Source organism: Rubripirellula obstinata (genome assembly GCF_001642955.1).
In the GTDB taxonomy this organism is placed as follows: Bacteria; Planctomycetota; Planctomycetia; order Pirellulales; family Pirellulaceae; genus Rubripirellula; species Rubripirellula obstinata.
Window position 1 is genome coordinate 1 of the sequence record NZ_LWSK01000192.1, and the last position, 6,214, is coordinate 6,214.

A 6,214-nucleotide genomic window follows, 5' to 3' on the forward strand; every position below is an offset into this window, starting at 1 on the left:
ATGTGGGGCAGCCATCCGGGTGCTCGCGCACCCGGCAGGGAGCTGCCGGCCCTCCGGGCCTAAGACGCAGTAACTGATGCGACGTCCCGAGCGAAAGGCGACACTAATTTCCCGCTCGTTCCTTAATGTTGTAAGGGCAGCGGTTTTGGCAGCCCTTGGGAAATGCCGGAACTGCGCCGCTGTCGCGTCTTGTTCCGGCCTACGTTTTACACCAGTTCCCAGCGTCCGATTTTGCTGTCGTCCAGATCGACGTAATACAACGCTCCGTCGGGGCCTTCGGAGATTGCGACGACGACGTTGGCACCCGTGGTAAAGACGTTGACGTCGCCAACGCTGCCGTCGGGATTGATGCTGGCGTGTCGCACGATGCCCTGGCCTAGATCGTTGAAGAACACGTCGCCTTGATACTCGCTGCCGTAGGCCGAACCACGGTAAGCATCGCCCATCACGATCGCGTTGATGCCATCAGACTGATGCGACAAAGCGTAAATCGACGGCGTGATGAATTCGTTCCGTTCTAGCCAAGCCTGACCTTCGGGTGTTGATAGATACCTGGTCTGTTCCTCCAATTCACCGCTGCGTCCCTCGTAGAAAGGCCAGCCGAAGTTGGCACCTGGACCTGCTGCATTAACCTCTTCCCATCGGCTCCAACCCACATCGCCGACGTAAAGTTGTCCGGTTGAATTGTCAACTGAAATGCGAAACGGGTTGCGAAGTCCAGATTGATAAACCTTGCTTCGGTTGGCGTTTGCGTTTCCATTGTAAAACGGATTGTCGGCTAAACCGTCCCCGGTGATTGGATCGATTCGCAAGATCTTGCCGGAAAGGCTGTCAATGTCTTGAACCCGATCGGCTCGCACATCGACACGATTGTAAGAGGCACCGTCGCCAGTCGAAACGAACAATTCACCATCAATTCCAAACGCCAGTCCACCAACGGTATGTGACTCGCTATCGCTGGGAATGAAGTCTTGGACGTAAGTTCCATCGGCGTTCTCGCCCGCGGGTGCTTCGTCAAAGTTAAACGTGCTGTTGGCAAAACCATTGAAGTTATCCCAAGTGCTGTTTTCGCCAAGCAGCACGACTTCGCTGCCTGCAACGGCAGTCTTGAAATCGTTGTTTGCGTCAGCGGTGACTCGTATTAATCGACCGGCGCGGTTCCCGCGACCATCGGGGCCAGCAAGCGTGCCGGCGGACTGTTCAAACACTTCCGGCGGATCGTAAGTGAATAGCAAGTAGACGTACGGGTTGTTTTCAAAATCAGGATGAACAGCAAGGTCAAGCAATCCGCGGTCACGTGTGTTGTTGACGATTGCCGAAATATCAATGAATGGTGAATTTCCGGTTTGCCCATCGGTTGCCGTTTGCACGACACCAGATTTTTGTGCGATCAACATGGTCCCGTCGGGCAACCAATCAATGGCCGTTGGTTGGGCGACGCCGGTGACGACATCGATTGCCACCACCGTGTCACCGATTTCCGTCGGCGGGTTTGCCGGGGGAGCTTGCTGGTTCATGTTCCACTGGCGAATCAGGGTTTGATTAGTCAATCCGCCTGTTCCGCCGGTAAATCCAAAGTACGCGTTCGGGCCAACAACGCTTTCCAGATCGATCGTTGTTTTGGCGAGTGCTAGTTCCGGTTTTGTCGCTGTTTCAGACAGATAAACCGACAATGAATCACTGACTCCGTTGTAGTCCACCCAGGCATAAAGTCGATTTCCGGAATTGAGGTCAATATCGGTAGACACCGTCCGCAGCGAATTGCTGGTGTTCCCCGATATGATCGAAACGTGATTATCGTTTGGATCGTAACCGCCGTTACGGTAGGTATCGAATTCAATCGCAACTGAATTGGCAATGCCATCGTAACCGAGCGACCCGCCACTTGATCCCAGTGCCGACGAACCGTCCGGATCAGCTTGGATCGCGAATGTCAAACCATCGGCACCGCCTGTGCCACCCGCGAATTCAAAACTGAACGCGGACTGAAACGATGCATCGTTGCCAAGCGTTAGCGCGGATTCAAAGAAGACGGAACCAGCTTGGCTGGTTGAATCAGGTGTTATTTCTAAACGGTTGCCAAGCTTTCGTGCTGAACCGTTGAAATCTAATCCGGCTGTCGAGGCGAAATTGTTGTACTGAGGCAAAGCGATTTCGTCATCAATGATGGTGACCGTCGCCGTTCGCGGAACAAGCAATGTTCCGCCGCCAACAACATTGTCAATCGTGACGTTGAAGGATTCCGTCGATTCAACATCGCTATCGTTCAGAATCGGAATCACAATGCTCTGCTGCGTCACGCCATCGGCAAAGGTTAAGGTGCCGTTTTGTGCGGTGTAGTCCTGCCCTGCGGTCGCACTTGATGCCACCGTCGCGTAGTCAACCGTTAGGGTGCCGTCGGATCCGCCGCTGCGAAGGACTCGCACCTCTGCGTTACCGGCGTCTTCATTGATGGTGATGTTGCTGGTTTCAAGTGCGATCGTGCCGGGTTGGCTAGTCGCTGAATCGCCGTATTGAAAGTAACCGTTGACGTGCAGTGTTTCGTCCTGTTTAAAACCTGGCGTCACACCACCATCACGCCAAGTTCCCGTCGAGAAAACATTTGGGGCTTCGGTTTGATAGGTGACACCATCCAGCACGATGCGGTCAACTCGAAGGTTGCGATCGACTTCGCCATCGTTGATGTACAAGTCATTGGTGAAGCGAACTTGAACATCGTTGATGTCCACCGTTGATTCTGCGGTAAAGTCATACCGCACGAACTGCCGGCTAGAAGCGTCGCCACCGATGTTGGTCCATGTGGCGGCTTGGTTTCCGTCGATCCACAATTCCATGCTTTCGCTGTTCTCGTTCCCAGCGGCAAAGATTGAAAACTCGCTGCCATTATTTTGAGACGATTCCGCGAATTGGAAGTAACCATTGGTGTGCAGCGTTTCAGACTCTTTGAATCCAGGAGTAATGACACCGTCTTGCCAAGTTCCCGTTGAAAAGACGCTGCTGTCTTCTGTTTGGAAAACGTTGCCGTTGATGTTGATCGAATCAACGTGAAGGTTTCGATCGATCCCTTCGGCTGGTTGATAAAGGTCGTTACTGAAGACAACGCGGACTTGGTCTGCGGTGACGCCAGCACCGCCGTCGTAGGTGAACGTTTGAAATTGCCGAGCGTCTGCGTTGCCGCCGATGTTGTTCCAAGTCTGAACCGTTGTTCCATCAATCTGCAACTGCATCTGTTCTTCACCTTCGCTGCCCGCGGCGCGGATGGTGATCGGCAACGCTACGGAAACGGTGGCCAAGGAAGTGCTGCTGGCGATCAATTGGGATTCGATTAATCCTGTTGCCGATTCCAATGTCCAATTACCGCCTTGGTCGACCGAACCCGTTCGGTCGGTCGAACCGGCAACATCAGCTCCCGTCAGCAATGCAAGGGTCTGCATGAGCTGCTGGCCGGCTTTGCCGTCGGCGACGTCGCATCCATAAATCAGAATGTCGGCATCCGCGGCCAAGGAACGACGCCAGCCGTTGAGGTCTTGTCCACGCTTAGCCAAACGATCGCTGTCGATCGTTTGGCCTGCCAGTTGTAGTTCGCCCGAGCGTCCGTGCGAAATCAGATGAACTGTCCGAACCGACGAGTGCTTTGCGATGGATCGGCTAATTTGATCAATGGGATCTGATTCAGCATCAATCAAAACAATTTCGGCGTTGCGGTCGACGATGGAGGCTAGTTCGCCGCTTTGTTGAACGTCCAGATCGATGAATACCAACTCGGTGCCCATCGATAGATTGACATTCTGGGAAATGCCCATTTCGGAAGACGCTGCTGTGGCACCGCACGATACGGCTGACGAAACAGGACTTGCTGAAGACACGGCTGGCAAATCACCCGCCAACATCAATCGTCCTTCCAAAGGTTCAGCAGTCCATGAGTTCCCGCGCGCCGATTTATGCCTAGGTGATTGATACGGGGACTTGGCTGGTGAAAGCCGTGTCAGTCTACGAAATAGCCGGTTGGAAAGTGGAGACTTTTCGCGATGTGTCAGCATGATGGATGCGGCTCTGGAATGCGGAACGATTGACATCAATTGAGGATTTCCGCAGTTTAAATAGAACGGGGGGGCGGGGGGGGGAAGCCATGGCGTTTTTTTGCCTTTTTTGAGCCTCAATCAGCACAGATTTTGATCAAAAAGCTCTCGCAAGCGTGAGAATTGATCTCGTATGGGAGGCGATTTGGAATAGTTCCCACAACTTTTTAAAAAGTTTGGATGATTCGATTACGGACGGAAACGCCCCGTAATTCCTTGGTTTTCGTTCGATGGATGAACTGAAGATGGACGGAGAATCTGCAAAAATTTCGTCTCATGATTGTTTTCCTTCTTCGAAACCTGCGTCAATGCGGTACGCTATGCGGACACCGCAGAATCTCTTGCTCACAGTGTTTGTGAGTGGAGCTGCAAGACACTTTTTGGGAATGATGAGATGGCAGAAGGTACGATCAAACGAGTCACCGACAAGGGTTTCGGCTTCATTGACACAGGAAGCGAAAAGGACTTGTTTTTTCATTCGTCCAATCTGGAAGGCGTTCAATTCGACGATCTTCGAGAAGGGCAACGAGTAACTTACAGCGAAGGCCGAGGCCCCAAGGGACCTTGTGCAGAAAACGTTCAGCTTGCTGAGTAAGCGATATCGCTGACGGATAGGATGGAACCAGTGGACGGGGGTTGAACCGTTCAGTCGCTCTTCGAGGCGACGAAGTAGGTTCAAGAGTTGAGAGATCAACCTTGAGCCGCACCCCCAGTCCTTTTTTTCTTCCCCACGCTCGGGGAAACCTTCTAGTCACCTCTTTGATTAGAACGAAACACCCGACAGATGACCCAATGGTCGTGCGGTGAATTGCTTGTACCTCGCAACAATCGTAGCGCAGTTCCGGCAATCCAACGTAGAACAATGCGATCGCCGCAACCGTCCAGAAACAAGCCCAGTGTTTGGCGAAATCATTCGTAGCTGGGCCCGCCAGGGGTCAGGCGGGTACCGCTAGTATTCCGCGTCACCTCAATTTTCGGGTAGCGGAACTCGCCAAGAGTTTCGGCTACGAGGGGGACGCCGAAAGTCTACGCGACTTCCGCTACCTCCTAACCGAAGATTGAGCTGACATGGACTACTAGTGATGGACTGAGCAGGTACCGAACCCTGGCGGGATCAGCTACGGGAAAACCGGAAAGCTATGTCGCGACAGTTCCCTCGCTGGACAGCGCCACTTTGTCCAACCGCCACGCGACAGAGCACGCCCAGCTTCGATGGTGCAATGATTGCATCGCCGCCAGCCAGTCAATCTAGCCGCGCAGCGGTGCCAGGCATTTACCGGGTAGGTCACGGACAGCTGATAAAGTGAGCCGCGACGCGTAAGCGGCCGGGCCTAGCGCACTGCCTGGCCTGATGAAAATGTGTCGCTGTCAACTTGTCACGCCCCTTGAAAGTAGGCCGTAGCGAGCCATAGCGAGTTACGGCGTTGCGCACATTGCCGTAACTCGCTTTGGCTCGCTACGGCCTACACGCTGGCGATCAGGGAAACGTGCCGCTGCCACAATGCTTCGCAGCGTCCCAGTTTGTGTTGTCGGCCATGGTGTAGCTTGCCCAAATTGCTGCGTTGCAATGATTTTCATCAGACCACGCACAGTCCTATCGAATTAATCGACAAGCCGGTCGGCACCCGGAACATGCCGCCTCATGCTTGTCTTCTCCTCGATCGATCGGCGGCTTTGCCGCCGATCGATCGAGGAGAAGAGTGTTGTTGTTGCTTTGTATCCGGGTGCTTCGCACCCGGCACCGAGCTTCCGTCCCTCCAGGACTAAGAACCGTCGGAACAATGAGTGGCGGAAAAATTGGTAGCGAAAGCCGCCAAGACTTTCGGTTTGTCGAGCTGCCGAAACTCTTGGCGAGTTTCGCTACGCCACTTATTGTTCCGATGGTCCTAACTGAGCATGACCGTCGGCATGCTCAGGATCTCAACCGTTTAACCGCGTGGGCATCGCCCCGCGCGTTGTGCGGCCCGAACGCGCGGGGCAATGCCTGGCCTGATGAAAATCATTGCAACGCAGCAGATTGGGCAAGCTGCACCATGGCAGACAACACAAACTGCAGCGCTGCGAAGCATTGTGGCAACGGCACATTTTCCTATTCGCCAGCATGTAGGCCGTAGCGAGCCATAGCGAGTTACGGC

Annotated in this window: 2 protein-coding genes; one reads left to right on the top strand and one right to left on the bottom strand. The window is 53.9% G+C overall.

Features of this window, described 5'->3' with window-relative positions:
• Positions 1 to 206: 206 nt before the first annotated feature.
• Complete coding sequence (locus RC85_RS24325) at positions 207 to 3,890, bottom strand: DUF4347 domain-containing protein (RefSeq protein WP_068267347.1); 3,684 nt, start codon at positions 3,888 to 3,890, stop codon at positions 207 to 209.
• A gap of 583 nt (positions 3,891 to 4,473) precedes the next feature.
• On the opposite strand from RC85_RS24325, the gene RC85_RS24330 reads away from it, so the two are divergent.
• The gene (locus tag RC85_RS24330; protein WP_068267345.1) at positions 4,474 to 4,674 is read left to right on the top strand and encodes a cold-shock protein; all 201 of its coding nucleotides are present in this window, start codon (positions 4,474 to 4,476) and stop codon (positions 4,672 to 4,674) included.
• Positions 4,675 to 6,214: the final 1,540 nt, after the last annotated feature.

What these genes read in the sequence shown, in the direction of transcription:
- RC85_RS24325 (WP_068267347.1), bottom strand. Translation starts at nt 3,890, where the DNA reads ATGTTGGCGGGTGATTTGCCAGCCGTGTCTTCAGCAAGTCCTGTTTCG.
- RC85_RS24330 (WP_068267345.1), top strand. Translation starts at nt 4,474, where the DNA reads ATGGCAGAAGGTACGATCAAACGAGTCACCGACAAGGGTTTCGGCTTC.